The organism is Enterocloster lavalensis (assembly GCF_046603895.1).
Taxonomy (GTDB): Bacteria; Bacillota; Clostridia; order Lachnospirales; family Lachnospiraceae; genus Enterocloster; species Enterocloster lavalensis.
In genome coordinates this window covers 102,784-125,371 of the sequence record NZ_CP176637.1, presented here as the reverse complement: position 1 = coordinate 125,371, position 22,588 = coordinate 102,784, and the positions used below count along the sequence as shown (strand labels likewise).

The 22,588-nt window shown below is 54.6% G+C and carries 20 protein-coding genes; 16 read left to right on the top strand and 4 right to left on the bottom strand.

What is annotated here, in order from left to right; genetic code table 11:
* The first annotated feature begins 49 nt into the window (after positions 1–49).
* The 16 genes from ACK2JC_RS00645 to tsf all read left to right on the top strand — a co-directional run bounded on the left by ACK2JC_RS00645 (position 50) and on the right by tsf (position 19,894).
* Positions 50–763 (top strand): IMP cyclohydrolase, encoded by a 714-nt coding sequence (locus tag ACK2JC_RS00645; RefSeq protein ID WP_320938528.1) that lies wholly within the window; start codon positions 50–52, stop codon positions 761–763.
* 36 nt (positions 764–799) lie between these two features.
* Positions 800–1,978 (top strand): phosphoribosylaminoimidazolecarboxamide formyltransferase, encoded by a 1,179-nt coding sequence (locus ACK2JC_RS00640; protein ID WP_320938529.1) that lies wholly within the window; start codon positions 800–802, stop codon positions 1,976–1,978.
* A gap of 376 nt (positions 1,979–2,354) precedes the next feature.
* A complete protein-coding gene (locus ACK2JC_RS00635; RefSeq protein WP_320938530.1) occupies positions 2,355–3,692 on the top strand; it encodes an MATE family efflux transporter in 1,338 nt (445 codons plus the stop codon).
* A gap of 127 nt (positions 3,693–3,819) precedes the next feature.
* Positions 3,820–5,685 (top strand): sulfatase-like hydrolase/transferase, encoded by a 1,866-nt coding sequence (locus tag ACK2JC_RS00630; RefSeq protein WP_331681332.1) that lies wholly within the window; start codon positions 3,820–3,822, stop codon positions 5,683–5,685.
* 134 nt (positions 5,686–5,819) lie between these two features.
* On the top strand, positions 5,820–6,452 hold the full coding sequence (sigK, locus tag ACK2JC_RS00625; protein WP_092360468.1) for an RNA polymerase sporulation sigma factor SigK: 633 nt from the start codon (positions 5,820–5,822) through the stop codon (positions 6,450–6,452).
* 203 nt (positions 6,453–6,655) lie between these two features.
* Entirely contained in the window at positions 6,656–7,198 is a 543-nt protein-coding gene (locus ACK2JC_RS00620; RefSeq protein ID WP_118756623.1) for a metallophosphoesterase family protein, read from the top strand.
* Positions 7,199–7,368: 170 nt separating this feature from the next.
* Positions 7,369–8,391 carry a UDP-glucose 4-epimerase GalE gene (galE, locus tag ACK2JC_RS00615; RefSeq protein ID WP_092360470.1) on the top strand — a complete coding sequence of 341 codons (1,023 nt, stop codon included), beginning with the start codon at positions 7,369–7,371 and terminating at the stop codon, positions 8,389–8,391.
* Positions 8,392–8,710: 319 nt separating this feature from the next.
* A complete protein-coding gene (locus ACK2JC_RS00610) occupies positions 8,711–10,429 on the top strand; it encodes a putative DNA modification/repair radical SAM protein (protein WP_320938532.1) in 1,719 nt (572 codons plus the stop codon).
* Between the two features lie 74 nt (positions 10,430–10,503).
* The gene (locus ACK2JC_RS00605) at positions 10,504–11,265 is read left to right on the top strand and encodes a TIGR03915 family putative DNA repair protein (RefSeq protein ID WP_320938533.1); all 762 of its coding nucleotides are present in this window, start codon (positions 10,504–10,506) and stop codon (positions 11,263–11,265) included.
* Positions 11,266–11,512: 247 nt separating this feature from the next.
* Positions 11,513–13,051, top strand: coding sequence for a YifB family Mg chelatase-like AAA ATPase (locus tag ACK2JC_RS00600; protein WP_320938534.1), 1,539 nt, complete (start codon positions 11,513–11,515; stop codon positions 13,049–13,051).
* Positions 13,039–14,154, top strand: a complete 1,116-nt coding sequence (gene dprA / locus ACK2JC_RS00595) for a DNA-processing protein DprA (RefSeq protein ID WP_320938535.1) — start codon at positions 13,039–13,041, stop codon at positions 14,152–14,154. Before ACK2JC_RS00600 ends, dprA begins: the two co-directional genes overlap by 13 nt.
* 71 nt (positions 14,155–14,225) lie before the next feature.
* Positions 14,226–16,313, top strand: coding sequence for a type I DNA topoisomerase (gene topA, locus ACK2JC_RS00590; protein WP_092360475.1), 2,088 nt, complete (start codon positions 14,226–14,228; stop codon positions 16,311–16,313).
* A gap of 155 nt (positions 16,314–16,468) precedes the next feature.
* On the top strand, positions 16,469–17,257 hold the full coding sequence (codY, locus tag ACK2JC_RS00585) for a GTP-sensing pleiotropic transcriptional regulator CodY (RefSeq protein WP_092360476.1): 789 nt from the start codon (positions 16,469–16,471) through the stop codon (positions 17,255–17,257).
* A gap of 90 nt (positions 17,258–17,347) precedes the next feature.
* Positions 17,348–17,965, top strand: coding sequence for a sce7726 family protein (locus ACK2JC_RS00580; protein ID WP_320938536.1), 618 nt, complete (start codon positions 17,348–17,350; stop codon positions 17,963–17,965).
* A 212-nt stretch (positions 17,966–18,177) separates the two neighbouring features.
* Positions 18,178–18,924, top strand: a complete 747-nt coding sequence (gene rpsB / locus ACK2JC_RS00575) for a 30S ribosomal protein S2 (protein WP_092360478.1) — start codon at positions 18,178–18,180, stop codon at positions 18,922–18,924.
* Between the two features lie 34 nt (positions 18,925–18,958).
* Complete coding sequence (gene tsf / locus ACK2JC_RS00570) at positions 18,959–19,894, top strand: translation elongation factor Ts (RefSeq protein WP_092360479.1); 936 nt, start codon at positions 18,959–18,961, stop codon at positions 19,892–19,894.
* 457 nt (positions 19,895–20,351) lie between these two features.
* Here tsf and ACK2JC_RS00565 read toward each other — a convergent pair whose 3' ends face one another.
* Genes ACK2JC_RS00565 through ACK2JC_RS00550 form a run of 4 tightly spaced genes read right to left on the bottom strand, consistent with a single transcriptional unit; the run spans position 20,352 to position 22,553 of the window.
* Entirely contained in the window at positions 20,352–20,696 is a 345-nt protein-coding gene (locus ACK2JC_RS00565) for a hypothetical protein (RefSeq protein ID WP_118756617.1), read from the bottom strand.
* Positions 20,697–20,712: 16 nt separating this feature from the next.
* Entirely contained in the window at positions 20,713–21,312 is a 600-nt protein-coding gene (locus ACK2JC_RS00560) for a hypothetical protein (RefSeq protein ID WP_320938539.1), read from the bottom strand.
* A gap of 12 nt (positions 21,313–21,324) precedes the next feature.
* Positions 21,325–21,708, bottom strand: a complete 384-nt coding sequence (locus ACK2JC_RS00555; RefSeq protein ID WP_227169028.1) for a hypothetical protein — start codon at positions 21,706–21,708, stop codon at positions 21,325–21,327.
* A 23-nt stretch (positions 21,709–21,731) separates the two neighbouring features.
* Positions 21,732–22,553: a hypothetical protein gene (locus tag ACK2JC_RS00550; RefSeq protein ID WP_182481689.1), complete on the bottom strand. Its 822-nt coding sequence runs from the start codon at positions 22,551–22,553 to the stop codon at positions 21,732–21,734.
* Positions 22,554–22,588 lie beyond the last annotated feature (35 nt).

Below are 22,588 nucleotides of genomic sequence, written 5' to 3'. Positions count from 1 at the left end.
GGCTGGATGAAAACCTTACAATGCCACCAAATAAGAGGAGGAATCAGGAATGAACCGATTATCACTGAGAGACGAGCTGAGAGGAAACGCTTACCCGGGGCGGGGAATCGTGCTGGGGCGCTCTGCAGACGGCAGCAAGGCCGTGGCCGCCTATTTTATCATGGGGCGCAGCGAAAACAGCCGAAACCGCGTGTTCGTGGAGGACGGAGCGGGCATCCGCACCCAGGCATTTGACCCGGAAAAGCTCTCGGACCCCAGCCTGATCATCTACGCTCCGGTGCGGGTGCTTGGCAACAAGACCATCGTCACCAACGGGGATCAGACCGACACCATTTACGAGGGTATGGACCGTCAGATGACCTTTGAGCAGTCTCTGCGCTTCAGGGAGTTTGAGCCGGACGGGCCCAATTACACCCCGCGGATCTCCGGAATCATGCACATTGAGAACGGCGGCTACAACTACGCCATGTCCATTTTAAAGAGCAACAACGGCGATCCTTCGTCCTGCCTGCGCTTCACCTTCGCCTATGAGAAACCGGCGGCCGGGGAGGGACGGTTCATCCACACCTACAAACACGACGGCAGCCCGCTGCCAAGCTTTGAAGGCGAGCCCAAACCGGTGGCCATCGAAGGGGATATCGACCAGTTTACGGAGATGGTCTGGGACAGCCTGAACGAGGAGAACAAGGTATCCCTGTTTGTCCGCTACATAGATATCGCCTCCGGGACCTATGAGACCCGCATCGTGAACAAGAATCAGTAATCGAAAACACACGCCAAGAGATGAGGAGAATTGACCATGAACGAATTAGAACTGAAATATGGCTGTAACCCCAACCAGAAGCCTTCCAGAATCTTCATGCGCGGCGGCATGGAGCTGCCCATTACCGTGCTCTGCGGCAGACCCGGCTACATCAACTTTATGGACGCCCTCAACGGCTGGCAGCTGGTGAAGGAGCTGAAGGAGGCCACCGGCCTGCCCGCAGCCACTTCCTTTAAACATGTCTCACCGGCCGGAGCCGCCGTGGGTCTGCCCCTGAGCGACACCCTGAGGAAGATCTACTGGGTGGAGGATATGGGAGAGCTGTCCCCCCTGGCCTGCGCCTACGCCAGAGCCAGAGGTGCGGACCGCATGTCCTCCTTCGGGGACTTCATCTCCCTGTCCGATGTCTGCGACGTGGACACCGCGAAGCTGATCAAGCGCGAGGTATCCGACGGCGTGATCGCGCCCGGATATGAGCCGGAGGCGCTGGAGCTCTTAAAATCCAAGAAAAACGGCAACTATAACGTGATTCAGATCGACCCGGATTATGTGCCTGAGGAGATTGAGCGCAAGCAGGTATTCGGCGTTATCTTTGAGCAGGGCCGCAACAACTTAAAGATCGACCGGGAGCTGCTCTCCAACGTGGTGACGGAGAACCGGGAGCTGCCCGATTCCGCAAAGATCGATCTGATGATCTCCCTGATCACCCTGAAATACACCCAGTCCAACTCCGTGTGCTACGTGAAGGACGGCCAGGCCATCGGCATCGGCGCGGGCCAGCAGTCCAGAGTGCACTGCACCCGTCTGGCGGGCAGCAAGGCGGACAACTGGTTTTTGCGCCAGGCGCCCCAGGTCCTGAATCTGCCCTTTGTGGACACCATCAAGCGTGCGGACCGGGACAACGCCATCGACGTGTACATCGGCGACGACTGCATGGACGTGCTGGCGGACGGCCGCTGGGAGCGCATTTTCAAGGAAAGACCGCCGGTGTTCACCCGGGAGGAGAAGCGGGCCTGGCTGGATCAGATGACGGACGTGGCCCTTGGCTCCGACGCCTTCTTCCCCTTTGGCGACAACATCGACCGGGCGTACAAGAGCGGCGTGAAGTACGTGGCGCAGCCCGGCGGCTCCGTGCGCGACGACCAGGTGATCGAGACCTGCAACCAGTACGGCATGGTTATGGCCTTCACGGGGATCCGGCTGTTCCACCATTGACCGGCTGGGTTTTAACAGAAGAATTACGCATTGTTTCAGGGAAAGCGGAGCAAAACCGCTTTCCCTGTTTTTGTGCGAAACGCGCCGGGGTTCGGAGCGTGCCCAACTATTTTCAGGGGCGGAGCTCCCGTCTGTTTCCCGGAAAATGCTTCCCACAAACGCAAAAGACAGTTGAAACCGCCGCCGGGCCGCGCTATACTAGAGCATGTCTGTAATTTTATTCCACCGTCTGCGCGCCTCCCTGATCGGAGCCAAACCTTCCACAGGGCAAAATGGCCGCACGTCGGAACCTTTTTTGAGATACATGAGACATAAAACACCTGGCGCAAGCTCTCCGGGCTTCGCATGAAAAATATGAATTTTGCGAGGGAAGTATATGGTAACGGACTTGACGACGGAACATCCGGATAAAATACTGTGGCGTTTTCTGCTGCCCATGATGGTCAGCGTAATCTTTCAACAGCTCTACAATCTGGCGGACAGCATGATCGCCGGGAAGTTTGCCGGGGAGGCGGCCCTGGCGGCGGTGGGGGCCAGCTACCCGGTGACGGTGATTTTCATGGCCTTCGCGGTGGGCAGCAACCTGGGAACCTCGGTGATCGTGTCCCGGCTGTTCGGCGCGAAGGAATACGGGCGGATGCGCACCGCGGTGACCACGGCCTTTATCGCCTGCGTGGGGATGAGCCTGCTTTTAACCGCCTACGGCCTGGCCTTCTGCACGCCTATGATGCGCTGGATTCACACGCCGGAGGACATTCTGGCGGACGGAGCGCTGTACCTGCGCATCTATGTGATGGGCCTTTCATTCCTGCTGTTTTACAACGTCTGTACCGGTATCTTTACGGCCCTTGGGGACTCCAAAACGCCCCTGTATTTCCTGATCGGTTCCTCCATTGGGAATATTGTTCTGGACTGCCTGTTTGTGGCGGTGTTTCACATGGGCGTGGCAGGCGTGGCCTGGGCCACCTTCATCGCCCAGGGGATTTCCGCGGTTCTGGCCTTGTCCACCCTGGCCGTGCGCCTGCGCAGGTTTCACCAGGGCTCCAGGCCCAGGCTCTTTGACGCTTCCCTTCTGTGGCGGATCGCGGCCATCGCAGTGCCCAGCATTATGCAGCAGAGCGTTCTCAGCGTGGGCAACCTGTTTGTGCAGGAGATCGTCAACCGCTACGGGTCTGCGGTGATCGCCGGTTACTCCGGGGCCGTCAAGCTGAACACCTTTGCCATCAACTGTTTTATGGCCCTGGGGGGCTGCCTGTCCAGCTACACGGCCCAGAATCTGGGAGCCGGAAAGCGGGAACGGCTTCCCATGGGATTTCGCACCGGAGTCCGCTTATCCCTTATCGCCACCGTTCCGTTTTTTGTGCTGTACTTTTTCTTCAGCCGCGGTATGATGGGGCTGTTTCTCAACTCGGACAGCGGTGAGGCGATCCGGGCCGGGGTGGAATTTCTGCGCATCGTATCGCCGCTGTATTTTATGATCTCCATCAAGCTGATGACCGACGGAGTGATCCGTGGCTCAGGAGCCATGGTCTATTTTGTGCTGGCCACCATACCGGATCTGATTCTGCGGATCGCCTTCGCCTACCTGCTGACGCCGCGCTTTGGGAGCACGGGAATCTGGATGGCCTGGCCCTTCGGCTGGTTCGCCGCCTCCGGGCTCACCATCCTGTTTTACCGCCGGATTGTCACGGGAAAATTTGAGATCCGATTGTGAGGCTGCGCCTGAACAGTCTGAATTCTGTGAACATTTTGTGAAATGAACACGTTGGGGAAAGTTGTCACTTGAAGTCGAAAAATCTTTGTGCTAGGATGATTCCATCTGAACGAAAAGGGGAAAATCTTTGGACAGAGAACAAATATGGAAGCGCGGAAAAACTGCCGCGCGCCGGATCGGAACCGCATGCCTTTTGTTGGTGCCCTGCGCAAGCTATGTGCTGTTTGAGCTTGTGACGGGCAATTTGGCTGCGGTTCCCTCTTATATGGCGGCCCTGAATATCGGCTGGATTTACGTCCTGTATTTGGCCGCGTTTGCCGTCTGCGGCCGCACCCGGATCGCGGTGCCTCTGGTATCGGTATCCCTGTACCTGATCTCTCTGGCGGAGGCCTTTGTGGTGGCCTTTCGGGGGCGGCCCATTATGTTCTGGGACGTGTTTGCCCTTAGGACCGCCATGAGCGTGTCCGGCAACTATTCTTTTGTGATCACCAGGGCCATGAAGCTGGCTTTTCTGGGCCTTTTGGCCATCAACCTGCTGGCCTGGGCCCTGCCCCTGCGGGTGAAGGGGCGGAAACCGCGGTTGTTGTTCGCCGGAGGCTCTGCGGGCCTTGTGGTGGGCTTTGGCCTGTGGTTTTTCGGGTATCTGGCCCCTGCCTGGGGCCTTGGCATCAACATGTGGGCCGTGAACGAGACCTACCGGGAGTACGGTTACGTGCTTTCCACCGCGGTGTCCTTCCGCTATGCGGTGAAGAAAAAGCCGGAGGGTTACAGCCAGGCCAGGATCCGGCAGATTTATGAGGAGATTATCGGGGAGGACGAGGAGCTTTTGGCCTCCAACGGGGACGTGGGCATGAAAACGGAGGGGGAGATAACGCCGGTCAACATCATTTGCATCATGAATGAGAGTCTGGCGGATTTGAAAACTGCAGGGGACTTTGAGACCAACCGGGAGTATTTTCCGTTTTTGAACAGCCTGGAGGAGAACACGGTCCGTGGGAGCCTGTGCGTGCCGGTGTTCGGCTCCATGACCAGCAATACGGAATTTGAATTTCTCACCGGGGATTCCATGGCCCTGCTGCCGTCCAACTGCATCGCCTACCAGTTTTACATCCATCCGGGCACCTACGGCCTAACCAGCACTTTGAAGGACCAGGGCTACCGGCCGGTGGCGGTTCACCCCTACCCAAGGGAAAACTGGAACCGGGACGAGAGCTACCGCAATATGGGATTTGATTTTTTCCTGGATATCGAGGATTTTGAGGGCAGCGGGGAGCTGAGAAATTACGTCAGCGATCAGGCCAATTACGAGAAGCTGATCGAACTGGTGGAGGCCAAGGAAAATCCCTTCGACCGGCTGTTTCTGTTCAACGTGACCATGCAGAACCACGGCGGCTATGAGAGCGCCTATGAGAATTTCGATCAGGAAATATGGCTGACCGGGGATTTGGAGGGGAAATACCCCAAAACGGACCAGTTTCTGTCCCTGATGAAGGCCTCTGACGACGCGCTTGAGTACCTGATCGACTATTTTGAGCAGAGCGGAGAGCCCACCATGATTGTGATGTTCGGGGATCACCAGCCCAGCGTTGAGGACGGATTTTTCGACGAGATTGCCGGACAGCCCTCGGAGCAGGTGCCGGATTCCCAGAGGATCATGTGGTATGAGACGCCGTTTCTGATCTGGACCAACTATGAGATGAAATCCGAGGATAAGGGGCCAATGGGAGCGGTTTATCTGTCCTCCGAGGTCTTAAAACGGGCCGGGCTTTCCATGACCCCGTTCAACCGGTTTATGCTGGAGATGGAGGAACAGCTGCCTGTGATCCATCCTCTTGGCTGCTACGACCGGCAGGGGAATTACTACACCTGGGAGGCCGTGGCGGGGGAGCAGAGCCCTTACCGCAAGCTCATATCGGACTATCAGTGCCTGGTGTACAACCACTGCTTCGACGCGAATACCTACGAAAAGATGTTCACAGTCCCCGGGACATGACCCAAAGGGACAGACATAGCGCGGCAAGTCCTTCTGAGCCCGCGAAAATAGTACCAGCCTGTAAAAACTTGTAAAAGCACTAGGGAAGCTGCCGCAGCATAGAATGAAGGTAAGGAATGTTAAGGCGGCTTTCTTTGAAGACATTTCCAAAACCATTATCTGCAAGGGAAGAGAAAGAGTATCTGGAGCGTTGCAACGAGGGGGACCAGCTGGCCCGGGATGTGCTGATTGAGCGCAATATGCGCCTGGTGGCCCATGTAGTAAAGAAATACCAGAGTCCGGATTACGACATTGAGGATCTGTTGAGTGTGGGAACCATCGGTTTGATCAAAGCGGTGAACACCTTCAAGGTGGATAAGGGTTCGCGGCTTGCAACTTATGCGGCGAAATGCGTGGAGAATGAGATTCTCATGCTTTTTCGCGCCAGCAAGAAGTTGTCCAAGGAGGTTTCACTTTTTGAGCCCATCGGGGTAGACAAGGACGGCGAGGCCGTGAGCCTGGTGGACATCATCGAGATGGAGAACAAGGAGACCATTGACACCATGATTCTCAAGCAGGATGTCAAGGAGCTCTATGAAGCCTTTGACTCCAGCTTGTCGGACACGGAGAAAACCGTGATCCGCATGCGATACGGGCTGTTTAGAGGAAAGGAACACACTCAGCGGGAGATCGCGGCGCAGCTTGGCATCTCGCGGTCCTATGTGAGTAGGATTGAGAAGAAGGCGTTGGAGAAGCTCAGGGGGGAGTTTCAGAAACATGAAAACTAGCGGACGCCGGTTTTGACCCGGAGCGCGCAAAAATGCTCCGTTTCCAAGGGGAAATCCGACAAATCAGCCTGAAAACGGGATGCCTTTTGCGGTCCCGGCCTCTAAAGCGGCGCGGCCCGACATTGTTGATCCTCCGCGCAGTGGACGGCCGGCCCGCTTTTTTGTATACTGGAGGGTGAGAAAAACAGCAAAGGAGAAAAAACATGCGAAACTGGTACATTGCGGACACCCATTTCGGGCACTGCAACGTGATCCGATTCGACGGCCGGCCCTTCGGGGATGTGGAGGAAATGGACCGGGTTCTGATAGAAAACTGGAACGCCCGGGTGGGGGACGGCGACGACGTTTACGTCCTGGGAGATTTCTGTTACCGGTCCGCCAGAGGTCCGGTGTGGTATCTGAAACGGCTGAAGGGCAGAAAACACCTGGTGACCGGCAACCACGACCGGACGCTGCTGGCGGATACCGGAGCCATGGCCTGTTTTGAGTCGGTTGATAAAATGATGTTTGTGAAGGAGGAGCAGGGGCCTGTGTGCCTCTGCCATTTTCCGATTGCGGAGTGGCACGGATTTTACAGGAATTCCTGGCATGTATATGGGCACATCCACAACCAGAGAAATGAAACTTACGAGTTTATGAAGAGCCGCGAACGGGCCCTGAACGCGGGCTGTATGATCAACAATTACAGTCCGGTGAGGTTTCAGGAGCTGGTGGAGAACAACCGGAGATGGAGGGAGCTCCCGTAAGGGATGAAAAGATTTTATAGAAAGAGCGAAGAATTGTGCATTGTTTTCCGGCATGCCTTTTGCTATAATGTTGGGGACATGGTGTTTGGGGCCATGTGCGGTAGGAGGCGGATGGGGATCCGTTTTTTCCGGACCAATCGAATCAGGGTTCTAATAAGGAGGACAATGTTATGGCAATTTTAGTTACTGGAGGCGCCGGTTATATCGGAAGCCATACCTGCGTGGAGCTGTTGAACGCCGGATATGAGGTGGTCGTGCTGGACAACCTGTACAATTCCTGTGAGGAAGCGCTGGAGCGCGTGGAACAGATCACCGGAAAAAAGGTGAAGTTTTACGAGGCGGACCTGCTGGACCAGGTAGCGGTGCAGGAAGTATTTGACAATGAGAAGATCGAGTCCGTGATCCATTTTGCCGGTCTCAAGGCGGTGGGAGAGTCCGTACATAAGCCTCTGGAGTATTACCATAACAACATCACCGGCACGCTGATCCTGTGCGATGAGATGAGAAAGCACAATGTGAAGAACATCGTGTTCAGCTCCTCCGCCACGGTGTACGGCGATCCGGCCTTTATCCCGATCACCGAGGAGTGCCCCAAGGGAGATATCACCAACCCCTACGGACGTACCAAGGGAATGCTGGAGCAGATTCTCACGGACCTGCACACAGCCGACCCGGAGTGGAACGTCATGCTGCTGCGCTATTTTAATCCCATCGGCGCGCACGAGAGCGGCAAAATCGGCGAGGACCCCAAGGGTATCCCCAACAACCTGGTACCCTACATCGCGCAGGTGGCCGTGGGTAAGCTGGAGTGCCTGGGCGTGTTCGGCGACGACTACGACACACCGGATGGCACCGGAGTGCGCGACTACATCCACGTGGTGGATCTGGCCAAGGGCCATGTGAAGGCGGTGGAGAAAATGATGCGGGACAAGGAAGGCGTTTCCATCTATAATCTGGGCACCGGCTGCGGCTACAGCGTGCTGGACGTGCTGCACGCCTATGAGAAGGCCTGCGGCAAGACCTTAAAGTACGAGGTGAGACCCCGCCGTGACGGCGATATCGCCACCTGCTACGCGGACTGCACTAAGGCGAAGAACGAGCTGGGCTGGGTAGCTGAGAAGGGAATCGAGGAGATGTGCGCAGATTCCTGGAGATGGCAGTCCATGAACCCCGACGGATATGTGAAGGGCTGATTGTTTTTCGAAATATAAAATGTTAAAAACTGATTTTGGGAGCGCTTCCCGCAGATGGAACGAAGAGGGCCGTCTGTGGGAGGCGTTTTTTGCAGTTGAGGGGAGTGATGGGGGCGGCGGGGAGATTTTGGGTAACGGGAGTTTTAAGAGTGTGCTTCGGGCGGTTTCAGCCTGAGGAGTGGGAAGGCAGATAAAAACAGAATATCAGAATAAACAGAACAAATGTTCGAAAAAGCCCTTGCGTTTAGATGGAGACTGTGCTAGAATAAAGAAACAGAACATATGTTCTTAAGAATAAAGACGACGGATGGATTCCACTATGCTGATACAGGAGAATTTGAGCATCGAACAGAAACTGAGGATTTTGACGGATGCAGCCAAGTACGATGTGGCCTGCACGTCCAGCGGGGTGGACCGCAAGGGCCGCGCGGATGGCATGGGCAGCGCCACGGACATTGGGATATGCCACAGCTTTGCGGCCGACGGCCGCTGTATCTCCCTTCTGAAGATTCTGCTCACCAACCAGTGTATCTACGACTGTAAATACTGTGTCAACCGCTGCTCCAACGATGCGGTCCGCACCGCGTTCACCCCGGACGAGGTCTGTACGCTGACCATGGAGTTTTACCGGCGCAATTACATCGAGGGGCTGTTTTTGAGCTCCGGCATTCTCTACAGCGCCGATCACACCATGGAGCTGATCTATGAGACTCTGTTGAAGCTGCGGACCACCTGCCGGTTCAACGGATATATCCATGTGAAAGGGATACCGGGGGCGGATCAGGAGCTGATCGCCCGGGTGGGCTATCTGGCGGACCGGATGAGCGTGAACCTGGAGCTGCCCACCGCCCAGGGCCTGCGGGACCTGGCGCCCGGGAAGACGCGGGACAAGATTCTGCGCCCGATGCGGCAGATCCAGCGGGGAATCGCTGCCCAGAGCCTGTATCTGGAGGGGGATAGGGGCTTTAAGAAGGCCTATGACACCGGGCGGGCCGGTTTTGCCGGCGGCGCTGCGCTGCTGGACCCGTCCCGGGCAGGCGGGGTGTGCACCAAGGAGTCGCCTTCGGAGCGGGCCCAAAATCCCGGAGTGGGGGACGGAGCAGGAGGTGCAGACAGTATGGACAGCGGGCCGGATGAAGGGTCTGGGGTTCTGCGGGAGGAGAATGCAATGTATTCCGTGAAAACTCCCCGCCAACCCGCCCCATTCCGTTCATCCGGCTCCGCCGCTTCCCCATCCGCAGGAGCCTTTGATGGCCTTGCATCCCGGGACCGCAGGAGTTTTCCGCCTGTTTTTGAGGAGGAAAAGCATCTGGGGATTCCGGAAGGGCGGTATGGCAGCAGGCATTTTGTTCCGGCAGGGCAGAGCACGCAGATGATTGTGGGGGCCACCCCGGAGAACGACTTCCAGATGTTGACGGTAACCCAGGCCCTGTACCGCAGCTATGGGCTGAAGCGTGTGTTCTTTTCCGCCTATGTCCCGATCAACCTTGACAGCAGCCTGCCTGCTCTTCCGGGCGGGCCGCCTCTTCTTCGGGAACACAGGCTGTATCAGGCGGACTGGCTGCTGCGGTTTTACGGGTTTTCGGCGGAGGAGCTTCTATCCGAGGGGCAGCCCAATTTCAACGTGTTCCTGGACCCCAAGTGCGACTGGGCCCTCCGCCACCTGGAACAGTTCCCGGTGGAGGTGAACCGGGCCGACTACGCCTCCCTGCTGCGGGTGCCCGGCATGGGCGTCAAGTCCGCCCGCCGGATTGTGGCCGCCAGGAGGCAGGGAAAGCTGGACTTCCCGGATTTGAAAGGGATGGGAGTGGTCTTAAAGCGGGCGGTGTACTTTATCACCTGTTCCGGAAAGATGATGCCCGGCGTGCGCCTGGACCAGGACTATATTACCAGCTGTCTGGTGGGAGATGAACGGCGGGCCGCGTGGGACATTGAGCACAAGGACTGCTACCGCCAGCTGTCGCTGTTCGACGACATGAAATTGGAGCTTCCGGTGTGCGAGGAAGAGCGGAGGTCCGCGGTGGTGGGCCACCTGTGAGGCCCTCTCTGTGGAGTCGCGGGCCATTCACGTTTCAATGCCGGGAATATAAAATAATAGAAAGCAGGTTTGTTATGACCATATATTTGTGTGAACCGGATTTTGACGGAATCCTCAGCGCTGTTTACGAGGCGTGGACGAGCGGCAAGGGACATGAGAATGTGAAGCTGGAGCTGGACGGGGCGTTTCGGGAGCTGGAGCTGTTTACCCAGTATGTGACCGTGCGGACCTCCCCGGAAAATGCCCGGAAGGTGATCCGGGCCGTCTGCGGGAAGATTGGGAGGGCGGTTTACGAGGAGATTTATATCGCCTCCCTGAGCCAGGACCCAGCCAGGCCGGACAAGATCTACCGCTTTCTGATCCGGGCGTTCCGGCACGGAACGGGGGTGCTGGATATGCTGCAGCTTCCGGAGGTGCGTGAGATTTTTCAGATGTGCCGGAACGTACGCCATGAGAATCATCTGCTCACCGGCTTTGTCCGCTTCTCTCAGACGTCAAAAGGCATTCTGGTCAGCCGCATCGGGCCGAAGAACGATGTACTGCCCATACTGGCCCCTCATTTTGCGGACCGCCTGCCCATGGAGAGCTGGATCATCTACGATGAGAATCACCGAAAGGCGGTGGTTCATCCTTCCAGGGGAAGCTGGGCCATCGTGCACGCGGACGGGGAGGGGTATCTGTCCGCGCAGTTGGATCAGGACACGGATCAGGAGGAGTACGAGGCGCTCTGGAAGGCTTTCCACGAGACTGTGGCCATCCGGGAGCGCACCAATCCGATCTGCCAGCGGACCCATCTGGCCCTGCGCTACCGGCCCTATATGACGGAATTTCAGTGAGGCTGAGACGGCGGAAACGTCCGGGGAGGCGAGCCGCTTGAACCGCTGAAAATATCAAAATAGCAGCCGTGGATCCCTTGCTATTTCACCTGGAGTTTAGTATAGTAGATAGACATAGATTCGGCGGCAGGTTTCTCTGCCCGCCGCCCTGTTCTTCTTGCGGAGCTGATCCGCGTACCGGTACAATATTCGTACCACGGTTCCAACAGTTGTGATGTTATGACAGAAAAGAGGAAGGAGCGCTTGTATGTTTGTAAAAGTGAATAGCGCGGGGATCTGCGGGATCCGCGGCCGTATTGTATCCACGGAGGCGGACGTGGGGGACGGTTTGCCCGGTTTTATTATGGTGGGCTATCTGGCTTCCGAGGTCCGGGAGGCCCAGGACCGCGTGCGCACCGCGCTGAAAAATTCGGGCTTTAGGCTGCCCGCGCGCAAGGTGACGGTGAATTTATCCCCGGCGGATCTGCGCAAGGAGGGCACGGCCTTTGATCTGCCCATCGCCCTGGCTGTGCTGGGGGCCTACGGCATGACCGATATGCGGGAGGCAGACGACTGCCTGGTGGTGGGCGAATTGGGGCTGGACGGCAAGGTGAAGCCTGTGGAGGGCGTTATGAGTATGGTGATGGCAGCCAGAGAGGAGGGAATCCGCCGGTGCTATCTGCCCCAGGAGAATGTGATGGAGGGGCTCGTGGTGGAACATATTGAGATCGTAGGGGTCTCCTCCCTGGCCCATTTAGCCGCCATGCTGTCCGATCCCCGAACGATCTGTCCGGCCAGGGCAGCATCCGAGAATTTCCTGGAGCAGGAGACGGAATGTTACGATGTGGACTACCGCGAGGTGAACGGCCAGCAGTTTCTGCGGAGGGCAGCTGAGGTGGCGGCGGCCGGTATGCACAATCTGCTGTTCTGCGGCCCGGCGGGAACAGGCAAGACGATGATCGCCAGAAGGCTGCCCACTATCCTGCCTTCACTGTCACGGGAGGAGAATATCGAGATCTCCAGAATCTACAGTATCTGCGGCCAGCTGCCGGCCGGACAGCCCCTTTTAAACCGTCGGCCCTTCCGCAGCCCCCATCACACGGTTACGCCTCAGGGGTTGACCGGAGGCGGTAGGCCGGTGCGGCCGGGGGAGCTGTCCCTGGCATCGGGTGGCGTCCTGTTTTTGGACGAGCTAACCCTGTTTCGCAAGAGCGCGGTTGAGATTCTGCGCCAGCCGCTTGAGGAGCAGCGGGTGATCGTCAGCCGGGTGCGCGGGTCTTATGAGTTTCCGGCGGATTTTATGCTCTGCGCGGCGATGAACCTCTGTCCCTGCGGTTATTTTCCGGACAGAAGCCGCTGCCGCTGCACGCCTGCTCAGGTCCGTCAGTACATGGGGCGTTTGTCCAGGCCCATTATGGAGCGCTTTGACATCTGCGCCGAGGCGGCTCCCATACGCTATGAGGAGCTGAGGCAGAACGCAGGGGACAACGAAAGCTCCGCCGCGATCCGTGTCCGGGTAGAGCGGGCCAGGGAGGTACAGGCGGCGCGTTTTGACGGCACCGGAATCCGGTTTAACAGCCGCATGGGCAAGGGCGCGCTGGAACGGTTCTGCCGGCTGAGGCCGGAGGCGGAACATTTTTTGGAACGTGTGTACCGCACCAGGGGAATGAGCGCCAGGACCTGCCATAAGGTGCTGCGGGTGGCCAGAACGATCGCGGATCTGGAGGGCAGCGAAACGCTGAGTAAAACGCATCTGGCGGAGGCGGTTGGTTACAGGGCATTGGAGGAGAAAATATGGGAAGCATAGAGCAGGAAAAGGAGTATCTGTACTGGCTGTGCCGCAGCCTGCCGGCGTTTGCGGTGACGATCCGCCAGATCCAGGAGACCTACGGCAGTTTTCAGCAGGCATATTATATAGAAGGAATGGAGTTGCTGCGCAGAGGGATCATCAAGAACCGGAAAACCGCGGAGATTTTTGAGCAGGCAAAGCGCAGTCTGGATGCGGCGAGAGAGGAGTACAGCGGCCTTGACCGTCAGGGAATCCGCTTTGTCACCCCATTAGACCCGGAATATCCCGAACGGCTGCGGCATATCTATGACTATCCAATGGGGCTTTGGATTAAGGGAAGCCTGCCTCCGGCGGAGAAACCCACGGTCGCGGTTATCGGCGCCAGGAGCTGTACCGTGTACGGCGAGCAGGCGGCCGGGATCATGGGACGGGAGCTTGCAGCGGCCGGCGTGGCGGTGATCAGCGGACTGGCGTTGGGCGTGGATGGGGCCGGACACCGGGGGGCCCTGTCGGGAGGCGGGGAAACCTGGGGCGTGTTGGGCTGTGGCGTCAATATCTGTTATCCGAAGCAGAATTACCCGCTGTTTCGGGAGATGGAAAAGCAAGGGGGTCTTATCTCGGAATATCCGCCCGGCGAGCCGCCGCGGCCGCAGAATTTCCCGGTCCGCAACCGGATTATCAGCGGGCTTGCGGACGCGGTTCTGGTGATCGAAGCCAATGAGAAGAGCGGGTCGCTGATCACGGCCCAGCTGGGTCTGGAGCAGGGAAAAGAGATTTTTGCGCTGCCGGGCCGGGTGACGGATTCTGCCAGCCGGGGTTGCAACCAGCTGATCCAGGCCGGGGCCGCGCTGCTGACGGGCCCTGGTGATGTGTTGGAATTTTTGGGAATTCTCCATGAAAAAAAGCTGATTCTTCGCGAAAAAAGCGTGAAGGGACTTGCCAAGAACGAAAAAATGGTGTATAGTTGCCTAGATTCCGCACCAAAACATGTGGAAGAGATCGCCGTATTGTCGGGGATGTGTGTCGGCGAATGCATGAGCGCGCTGCTGGATTTGGAGCTTGGCGGGCTTGTGGTGAAAACGGCCGGACAATACTATGCCCGCCGTGTCAGCTGTGACTGAGAAACGGGCGATATGGGAAAATTACTGCGAAGAGCAGCTTTTGATAATGAGGAATGACAAGGAGTTTTATAATGGCAAACCATCTGGTAATTGTTGAGTCACCGGCAAAGGTGAAAACAATCAAAAAATTTCTGGGCAGCAATTATGAAGTGGACGCTTCCGGCGGACATGTCAGGGATCTGCCCAAGAGTCAGCTTGGGTTCGATGCGGAACACGATTACGAGCCGAAATACATCACCATCCGCGGCAAGGGTGATATTCTGGCAAAGCTGCGCAAGGAAGTGAAGAAAGCTGACAAGATTTATCTTGCAACGGACCCTGACCGCGAGGGAGAGGCGATTTCCTGGCACCTGATGAAGGCTCTCAAGCTGGACGAGGCGAAGAACAAGCAGGTGTACCGCATAAGCTTCAACGAGATCACCAAAAACGCGGTAAAGGCTTCCTTCAAGAGCCCCCGTGATATCGACATGCACCTGGTGGATGCCCAGCAGACCCGCAGAATGCTGGACCGCATGGTGGGATACCGGATCAGCCCCCTGCTTTGGAAAAAGGTGAAGCGTGGGCTGAGCGCGGGCCGCGTGCAGTCCGTGGCGCTGCGTATGATCTGCGACCGCGAGGATGAGATCAATGCGTTTATTCCCGAGGAATACTGGAATCTGGATGCCAAGCTTCTGTTAAAGGGCGCCAAGAAGCCGCTGACCGCCAAATATTACGGCAGCGACAACGGAAAGAACGGCAAGACGGGCATCCGCAGTAAGGAGGAACTGGATCGGATCCTGGCGGATCTGGAGGGCTGCTCCTATGTGGTGGACGAGGTGAAAAAGGGCGAGCGGATCAAGAAAGCTCCCATTCCCTTTACCACCAGTACCATGCAGCAGGAGGCCTCCAAGGCCCTCAATTTCTCCACCCAGAAGACCATGCGCCTGGCCCAGCAGCTGTACGAGGGCGTTGAGGTGAAGGGCCACGGCACCATCGGTCTGATCACTTACCTGCGTACGGATTCCACCCGTATCGCCGAGGAAGCGGACGCCACGGCCAGAGCGTTCATCAAAGAGCAGTACGGCGAAAAGTATGTGATCAAAAACGAGCAGTCCAAGAAAAACGGCGGCAAGATCCAGGACGCCCACGAGGCGATCCGCCCCACGGACATCGCCCTGACGCCCACCGTGGTGAAGGAGTCCCTGCAGCGCGATCTGTTCCGCTTGTATCAGCTGATCTGGAAGCGTTTTACCGCCAGCCGTATGGACAACGCTGTGTACGAGACCACCTCCGTGAAGATAACGGCGGGCGGACACAGCTTCACCACCGCAGCTTCCCGCCTGCTTTTCGACGGTTTTATGTCGGTGTATGTTGAGGCGGACGACGAGGAAGAGCACAACCAGGCTCTGGGCAATATGGAGAAGGGCACGAACCTGAAGCTGGAGGAGCTGCTTCCCAGCCAGCATTTCACCCAGCCGCCCGCGCATTATACCGAGGCTTCCCTGGTAAAGGCTCTGGAGGAGCAGGGGATCGGACGCCCCAGTACCTATGCCCCCACGATCACCACCATCATTGCCAGACGGTATGTGGTCAAGGAGAGCAAAAATCTGTATGTCACAGAGATCGGCGAGGTGGTAAACCGCATCATGAAGCAGATGTTCCCCAGCATCGTGGACATCAGTTTTACCGCTAATATGGAGTCCCTGCTGGATAAAGTGGCGGACGGCTCCGTGCAGTGGAAAACCGTTGTTAGCAATTTCTATCCGGATCTGGACGAGGCGGTGACTGTTGCAGAGAAGGAGCTGGAGACCGTGACCATTGCGGATGAGGTTTCCGACGAGGTCTGCGAACTGTGCGGGCGCCAGATGGTGATTAAGTACGGCCCCCACGGGAAATTCCTGGCCTGCCCCGGTTTCCCGGACTGCAAGAACACCAAACCCTATCTGGAGAAGATCGGCGTTCCCTGCCCCAAGTGCGGCAAGGAAGTGGTGCGCAAAAAGACCAAGAAAGGCCGTCTGTACTTTGGCTGCGAGGCCAACCCGGACTGCGACTTTATGTCCTGGCAGAAGCCTTCCACCAAGAAGTGCCCGGAGTGCGGCGCCTACATGGTGGAGAAGGGAAACAAGCTTCTGTGCTCCAATGAGACCTGCGGATACCGTACGAACCTGGAGCAGGAATAGAAAAATATGGTAAAATTGCCATAGAAAATATGAAATTCTTAAAATAATCGAAAACTTCGAAAAACTCTTGTTATTGCCACAGAATTATGTTACAATTCTATTATTAATAGGGCATTTCGGGGCGGTATACCAGTTGGATAAGGAGGTTTTCGAATATGAGCGTTCAGTTGTTGGACAAAACAAGGAAGATTAACAAGTTATTGCATAACAACAATTCCCACAAAGTGGTTTTCAATGACATCTGCAAAGTGCTGAGTGAGATATTGTTGTCCAACATCCTGGTCATCAGCAAGAAGGGAAAGGTGCTGGGCGTGAGCCTGTGTTCCGGTGTTGAGGAGATCGAAGAGCTGATCGAGGACCAGGTTGGAATGTACGTGGATAAGATGCTCAACGAGCGTCTGTTAAGCGTGCTGTCCACCAAGGAGAATGTGAACCTGGCTACGCTGGGATTTGCGGAGGAGAACGTCCGCAAGTACCAGGCGATCATCACCCCCATCGACATTGCAGGTGAGCGCCTGGGCACCCTGTTTATCTACAAGCAGGATTCCCAGTACGATATTGACGATATTATTTTGAGTGAATACGGGACCACCGTGGTGGGACTGGAGATGATGCGTTCCGTCAACGAGGAGAATGCCGAGGAGACCCGAAAGGTACAGATTGTGAAATCCGCCATCAGCACCCTGTCCTTCTCCGAGCTGGAGGCCATCATCCATATTTTCGACGAGCTGGACGGCAACGAGGGCATTCTGGTTGCCAGCAAGATTGCGGACCGCGTGGGAATCACCCGCTCGGTGATCGTCAACGCGCTGCGCAAGTTTGAGAGCGCCGGAGTCATCGAATCCCGCTCCTCCGGTATGAAGGGCACCTACATCAAGGTTTTAAACGATGTGGTATTTGACGAGCTGAAAGCCATCAAGGCTTCCAACTCAAATCTGAAATAACGATTGAAAAACCCGGCAGGGCCGCAGCGGCACAGCAGAATCACAGCTTGTGCGCTGCGGCCCTGTTTTTGATCAGGAGGAATTATTAGGATGCTTTACGACAAGGATATCCGGGAACCGCTGTTCGACTTTTTGGAGGAGAGGTTCGGAAAGATCCGCATCATCGAGGAGAAGCGGATGGGCAGGTCCCGGGCAGATATTTTGATGGTGCTGGAGGGAGCGGTCATGGGGCTTGAGATCAAAAGCGACGCGGACACCTATGTCAGGCTGAGCCGTCAGGTGCGGGATTACGACCGCTACTGTGACGGAAATTACGTGGTGGCCGGTTCCACCCATGGGCTGCACATCGGGGAACATGTGCCGGAGTGGTGGGGGATCATCACCGTGGAGGCTGCGGCGGAGGGGCTGGATTTTTACGTGCTGCGGGAGGCAGAGCGCAATCCTAATCTGGATTTGAAGCGCAAGCTGGGGCTTCTCTGGCGGCCGGAGCTGGTGCATATCCAGGAGCTCAACAAGCTGCCGGGCTACAAGGAGAAGAGCAAGAAATTTGTGGTGGAAAAGATTTTGGAGAAGGTCCCCGCCGATCTCCTGGCCGTGCAGATCAGCGAAGAGCTCTTTGAGCGGGACTATACGGCCATTGAGGAGACAATCCGGGCCTACCGGGAGGGGAAAGGTAAAAAAGTTCGCAAAAAGCGCGTAAAAACGTGAAAAACAGCGATTTTTTTCCAATAAACCACTTGCGCATGCCCGCATTTTGTGATATATTTGTAAGGCTGACAAAAATCACGTCTGTGGATTCTTTGGAAAGGTGCCTGAACCGGTGAACGGCCAGGTCTTCCGGGAAGCATGAGAAGCAGGCGGAAGTAAGCCTGACTCCCTTGCTCAGGGGGCAGGTAAAAAACCAAACGGAGGTAAAGAACATGAGCGTTATTTCAATGAAGCAGTTACTGGAAGCTGGTGTGCATTTCGGCCACCAGACAAGAAGATGGAACCCCAAGATGGCTCCCTACATCTACACCGAGAGAAACGGCATCTACATCATCGACTTACAGAAGTCTGTTGTGAAGGTAGACGAGGCTTACAAGGCCGTTTCCGACATCGCTGCCAACGGCGGCACCATCCTGTTCGTGGGAACCAAGAAGCAGGCGCAGGAAGCGATCAAGGTTGAGGCTGAGCGCTGCGGAATGTATTTTGTAAACGAGAGATGGCTGGGCGGCATGCTGACCAACTTCAAGACCATTCAGAGCCGGATCGGCAGACTGAAAGCGATTGAGGCTATGTCTCAGGACGGCACCTTCGACGTTCTGCCCAAGAAGGAAGTTATTGCGTTAAAGAAAGAGTGGGATAAGCTGGAGAGAAACCTGGGCGGCATCAAGGATATGAAGAGACTGCCTGACGCGATCTTCGTAGTAGACCCCAAGAAGGAGCACATCTGCGTGCAGGAAGCTCATACTCTGGGAATCCCGTTAATCGGTATTGTTGACACCAACTGCGATCCGGAAGAGCTGGATTATGTGATCCCGGGCAACGACGATGCAATCAGAGCGGTTAAGCTGATCGTTTCCAAGATGGCTGACGCTGTGATCGAGGCGAAGCAGGGCGAAGTTCTGGAAGGCGCTATGGAGATCGAGATCCCGGTTGAGGCGTTCGAGGCAGCAGAGGCTTAATCCCAGGAATAATATCTGATTGGAGGAATTTGAAATGGCAGCAGTAACTGCAGCAATGGTAAAAGAGTTAAGAGAGATGACTGGCGCCGGAATGATGGACTGCAAGAAAGCACTTGCAGCTACCGACGGCGATATGGACAAGGCTGTTGAGTTTTTGAGAGAGAAAGGCCTGGCCGGTGCGGCTAAGAAGGCCGGACGTATTGCAGCCGAGGGTATGGTTGTTACCAATGTTTCCGAGGATGGCAAGAAGGCTGTTGTGGTTGAGGTAAACGCTGAGACCGACTTCGTAGCCAAGAACGAGAAGTTCCGCAGCTATGCGGCCGACGTGGCTGCACAGGCGCTGAACACTTCCGCCAAGGATATGGATAGCTTCATGGAGGAGAAGTGGGAGAAGGATCCCAGCCTGACCGTGAAGGAGGCTCTGTCCTCTCAGATCGCAATCATCGGCGAGAACATGAACATCCGCCGTTTTGAGCAGATCACCGAGGCTAACGGCTTCGTTGCTTCCTACATTCATGCAGGCGGCAAGATCGGCGTTCTGGTAGACGTTGAGACCGATGTTGTAAACGATGAGATCAAAGATATGGCGAAGAACGTAGCCATGCAGGCTGCTGCACTTAAGCCCCTGTACACCTGCAGAGACGAGGTTGACGCGGAGTACATCGAGCGTGAGAAGGAGATCCTCACCGCAGCTGCGAAGAACGAGAAGCCCGATGCCAACGACAAGATCATCAGCGGCATGGTGATGGGACGTATCAACAAAGAGCTGAAGGAAATCTGCCTGCTGGATCAGGTATACGTTAAGGCCGAGGACGGCAAGCAGAGCGTAGCAAACTACGTGGCTGCTGTTGCCAAGGCAAACGGCGCAGCGATCAAGGTTAAGAAGTTCATCCGTTTCGAGACCGGCGAAGGCCTGGAGAAGAAGAACGAGGACTTTGCGGCTGAGGTTGCGAAGCAGATGGGACAGTAATTCAGTGTTGATGTGCCACCCAAAATAGGCATGTTGGCCCACAAAAAAACACCATTTTGGGGCTGAAAAATCAAAAATAAGGGACCTAAGGTATGTGAAAACCATACTTTGGGTCCTTTTTTCGTGCCCGAAATCCCCCAGACCCATTGTCCCAGGCAATCCCCGGGGCCATCAGCCGTTTTGCCCTGCCTTAGATAGGCACAAGTCTTGATGGAGTGGAACGCGAATGGTATAATGGATACAGTTTACAGCTACAATGCAGAATTATATAATCCGGATATAGCTGTCCGGTATTGAAAAGCCGGGTTCTATCGTGCAGAAAAAGTGAACTTCTTAACAAAGTAAAATGTATCGCTTAAACGGGCTTGAGAACAAACGAATAATTTCCGGTTAAGGGGGTTGATGAAAGAATGCACAAATATATAGCAAATGAAGATTTGTTTGAGTTTGGAGGGCGCTATTTGTCTGGAAATTCTTTCATGATGTGTATTTCCCCGATAATATGCTCATTAAATACATCCAGCTCTTCGGCTGGGACCCATAACTCCTTATGTTGCGCGCCCCCGACCTGATGGACCTCAAACTGTCCGCAGTATTGGTCGTCTACCTCAAACTTTACGACATAACCTCTGTGGTCCTCATTATATTTTACATTCCAGCCGGAAGCAATCTCCGTTGCGTATTGTTCGTTCAGGACTGGATAAAAAATAGGCTGTTCCGCTAACCTTGGCGGAAATCTTCGATAATTGCTTTCCTTAATTAATTCTAATTCTTTTGTGCCAACAGGTCTGTATAAAATCATTTTGCCTCCTACATATTTAACACAATTTATACCCTTCACTATTTACCAGATCCAGACAGGTCTTTGTTATGTATCTCTTATGTCTATATTCACATTCCTCCCCATAATTTTCGCCCTTTATACTTTTCAGGATATCTGTAAATTCCGTATAAGGCGCTATCTTTTTTACATATCTCACCAGGGAGTTGTACACTTTAGTCAGACAGTCTGGCCTCGGTATATATTTTTCATTTTCATCATAATAACCGGTTATGCAATAGATTCTTGCTCTGTGGATTTCCTTTTTTCGCCGTGTCCCGGCAACGCCTGTGGGCTCATTGACGATGGAAGAGTAGCTGGCTTCAATTAAGGCATTTCCGGTTGCGGTATAACTGTAGTCCAGACATTCTTTTCCATTCACGGTAAGGACTTCTATGGCTCCTGCCTCCGGAAGATGGAAATAGTAGTCTGGATAATTGGATGTTCCATAAGGGGTGATGATACCGATATCCTTGCTTTCAATGACTCTGCCTAACTTAAGGTCTTCTTTTACGACTGTGCAGCCCAAGTCAACTGCCCTTTGCGCGACTAGCAAAAAGCTATCATAATCCATCCAATAATTGATCTGTTTTCCCATCCTATCACCAGCTTACTTTGGATTTTTTAATAGAGCAACTTCTATGTCCTCGCAATAAACAGAAAAATCGCCGTTTTCAAAATCATATATATGATAACGGGTATCCTGCTCATAACCATCCTCCTGCATATCACAAATCGAAAATCCAGACAATGCCTCTGATATGTTGAAGGAAAGGCTTCCGTGAACATTTTTCATGAAGATTTGAATTTTATATAATTCAGCTTCATCAGCAACAAGAAGCCTTACATTATAAATATCAGTCCATTTCTCATAATCAAACTCTTTCAAATATTCAAGTTTAAGGATATTACCAAAAAGAGGGAGATACCGGTATTGAGTGGGTAATTCCTGAATTAATCTGTCCATCCCTTTTATGTATTTCAAATGTTCCATTCCTGAGATTCTCCATTCGATTTTTATTTCCACTCCATAGCGCCCAGATGTTCAGCAAGTGCTTCCAGCTGGGCTTCGTCAGCGGCTCCTGCATGGATATCCGCATAAAATCCATTGCTCCGAATCCAGGCGATGAGCCCATCGTTTGAGTACAACACTGCAATCCCGTACACGTGGAATTCTGATAAAAGATGATAGTCCTCATTGCAGAAATTTTCTAATTCCCGTTCAATGTTCAGAGTTGTCACGAATTTGCCTTTACATCTTCCTTTTTTGAAAACGGGTCTATTCTCAATGGCGAGTGTAAGCATTCTGCCCACACAGAACTGATAGCAGCAAATTCCTCCCCATTCTATATGCCATTCTTTTTTGTAATACTCTGCAAGGCATCCCCTCTCTAAATCATAACCTGCAATGGGCGTCCGTTTCTTTTTGAAGAAGACAATGATTCTCTGCTCCACATAAATTTCGTCCAGAGGCAGGAAATGTTCTGTACCTGTAAAATACTCCTCCTGGTTCTGGATGGCCAGATAGATTCGCTTCAGTTCCTTGGGCAAGGAAATATCAAGTCTTCTTTCAACAATGGAAAAATCAACCTCCTGATCTGGACTGAGGTTCATGAACATCCCCATCTTTAAAAGCATAGTCTGCAAATCCGCATACTCCGGTTCAAGCAGACTATGATTGTCCCACAGTCGGACGGCCCAGTCATCGTCGGATATCGGATGATTTGTCTGGATGTGTTCCGGTGTAACCTTTGAAATGTTCACCCGCCCGGAAACCTGTTTCTCATTATATGTACCATAATAAAGATGATTTCTGTGAAAATAAAAGCCTTCTTTCATTCAACCCTCCATTCCTGCCCGGTAAGTTCCAATTT

Bases quoted from the DNA above. Each gene is read 5' to 3' on its own strand.
- dprA (WP_320938535.1), top strand. From the start codon at position 13,039: ATGGGAAGCATAGAGCAGGAAAAGGAGTATCTGTACTGGCTGTGCCGC.
- galE (WP_092360470.1), top strand. From the start codon at position 7,369: ATGGCAATTTTAGTTACTGGAGGCGCCGGTTATATCGGAAGCCATACC.
- rpsB (WP_092360478.1), top strand. From the start codon at position 18,178: ATGAGCGTTATTTCAATGAAGCAGTTACTGGAAGCTGGTGTGCATTTC.
- topA (WP_092360475.1), top strand. From the start codon at position 14,226: ATGGCAAACCATCTGGTAATTGTTGAGTCACCGGCAAAGGTGAAAACA.
- ACK2JC_RS00560 (WP_320938539.1), bottom strand. From the start codon at position 21,312: ATGGGAAAACAGATCAATTATTGGATGGATTATGATAGCTTTTTGCTA.
- ACK2JC_RS00620 (WP_118756623.1), top strand. From the start codon at position 6,656: ATGCGAAACTGGTACATTGCGGACACCCATTTCGGGCACTGCAACGTG.
- tsf (WP_092360479.1), top strand. From the start codon at position 18,959: ATGGCAGCAGTAACTGCAGCAATGGTAAAAGAGTTAAGAGAGATGACT.
- ACK2JC_RS00565 (WP_118756617.1), bottom strand. From the start codon at position 20,696: ATGATTTTATACAGACCTGTTGGCACAAAAGAATTAGAATTAATTAAG.
- ACK2JC_RS00580 (WP_320938536.1), top strand. From the start codon at position 17,348: ATGCTTTACGACAAGGATATCCGGGAACCGCTGTTCGACTTTTTGGAG.
- ACK2JC_RS00635 (WP_320938530.1), top strand. From the start codon at position 2,355: ATGGTAACGGACTTGACGACGGAACATCCGGATAAAATACTGTGGCGT.
- ACK2JC_RS00605 (WP_320938533.1), top strand. From the start codon at position 10,504: ATGACCATATATTTGTGTGAACCGGATTTTGACGGAATCCTCAGCGCT.
- ACK2JC_RS00600 (WP_320938534.1), top strand. From the start codon at position 11,513: ATGTTTGTAAAAGTGAATAGCGCGGGGATCTGCGGGATCCGCGGCCGT.
- ACK2JC_RS00550 (WP_182481689.1), bottom strand. From the start codon at position 22,553: ATGAAAGAAGGCTTTTATTTTCACAGAAATCATCTTTATTATGGTACA.
- ACK2JC_RS00645 (WP_320938528.1), top strand. From the start codon at position 50: ATGAACCGATTATCACTGAGAGACGAGCTGAGAGGAAACGCTTACCCG.
- ACK2JC_RS00555 (WP_227169028.1), bottom strand. From the start codon at position 21,708: ATGGAACATTTGAAATACATAAAAGGGATGGACAGATTAATTCAGGAA.
- codY (WP_092360476.1), top strand. From the start codon at position 16,469: ATGAGCGTTCAGTTGTTGGACAAAACAAGGAAGATTAACAAGTTATTG.
- ACK2JC_RS00610 (WP_320938532.1), top strand. From the start codon at position 8,711: ATGCTGATACAGGAGAATTTGAGCATCGAACAGAAACTGAGGATTTTG.
- ACK2JC_RS00640 (WP_320938529.1), top strand. From the start codon at position 800: ATGAACGAATTAGAACTGAAATATGGCTGTAACCCCAACCAGAAGCCT.